Below are 1,542 nucleotides of genomic sequence, written 5' to 3'. Positions count from 1 at the left end.
GTCGTCGGCCCGCCAGACTCGGCCACTCGGGAAGGGCGTCCGTTCCTCATTCGGTTCTTCAGCGGTCTTAGACGGCCCACGGCGGTACCGGGTGACGTGTTCGCTGGCGAGGTCGTGGCAGTCGGTCGGAGCGTCGTGCAGTTCGCTCCCGGCGACGACGTGTTCGGAACCGCCGCTCCTGGGAGTGGCGCACATGCTGAGTATCTGTGTCTCCCCGCAGACGGGGCTATCGCGGTCATGCCGTCGGAGCTCACCTACAGAGAGGCCGCGGCCGTCTGTGACGGTGGGCTGACAGCGATGGCGTTCTTGGAAGACCACGCGCACCTGCAGGCGGACGAGTCCATCTTGGTCAACGGGGCGTCCGGCTCCGTTGGGACGGCTGCTGTGCAGATCGCGAGCGCGGTCGGCGCGACGGTCACCGGCGTGTGCAGTACCGCGAACGTCGAGCTGGTGCGGTCGCTCGGCGCTGAGACAGTCATCGACTACACGACCACCGATTTCGCGGCGACCGGCACGACGTACGACGTCATCTTCGATGCCGTAGGCAAACGACCGTACTCGACGTGCAAAGACTCGCTCGCCCCCGGTGGGCGCTACCTCACGACCGTCCTCTCGGTGCGAATCCTGCTGCAGATGCTGTCGACTCGGCTCGTCGGTAACAAGCGAGCGAGCTTCGCAGCCACCGGGCTGGGGTCTGCAGAGACGAAGCGCGAACACCTCCATACACTTCGCAACCTCGTCGAATCGGGGGCGTTCCGCCCGGTCATCGACCGAGTGTATGCACTAGACGACATCGCCGACGCGCACCGGTACGTCGATACCGGGCACAAGGTGGGGAGCGTACTCGTCACGGTGGAGTAAACCACGTCCTGTAGGCGCTCGTGGCGGACTAAACGACGGTCGAGGCCCGAGAACGGGTCCCATCCCTCTGCGTAGGAAGAACACGAGGTAGAGAACGACGGGACGCTACGTCCACCCATTGTATCGGGCAAACTGTCCCTGACTGCAGCTCGGTAGAGCCCGGAGATATTGCCCGAGGGAGGGGCGGTCACGGCACTACCGCAGAGCGAGAGAGACGCGTTTAACAACTACTCGGCGCGGTCTGTGATGACTACTAACTGAGCGTCGGTCGTGGAGCTGGGGTGACTGTCCTCGCTGTGCGACAGCTCCAACTTCTCTTGCTGAATAGGGGGCGCAAGTCGGTCGGACGTGTCAACAATAATTTTTGAGGCCCTTATGCTTCAGCACACCCTCTTCGCCGTACAGATGAGCAACACGAAACGTGACTCTCACGGCTACACTCCGATGGACTGCGATGCCGACAGCGAGGCAGACGAGGTGTACCAGCGGTGTCCTATCCGAAGGTACACGACACAGCGTGGTATCTGATGAGTGAAGAGAGCAAGTGGGAGTTGTACGAAGAACTTCCCCACTTGGAGCAGCGACGCCCACTCTGGGAGACGCTGGATAATGAGCTTGCTCCTGAACGCGTGTTGTATCCCGGCTCCTACGTCGATATCTCGCCGAGTTTCATCTTTCGAG

At 62.1% G+C, this 1,542-nt stretch carries 1 protein-coding gene; it reads left to right on the top strand.

Annotated features, from left to right (window positions below; genetic code table 11):
- A partial coding sequence (locus C5B90_RS19840; RefSeq protein WP_148708271.1) for an NAD(P)-dependent alcohol dehydrogenase occupies positions 1-861 on the top strand: 861 nt, incomplete at its 5' end.
- Between the last annotated feature and the right edge of the window lie 681 nt (positions 862-1,542).

Source organism: Haloferax sp. Atlit-12N (genome assembly GCF_003383095.1).
Taxonomy (GTDB): Archaea; Halobacteriota; Halobacteria; order Halobacteriales; family Haloferacaceae; genus Haloferax.
This window is presented reverse-complemented; position numbering and strand designations above follow the sequence as displayed.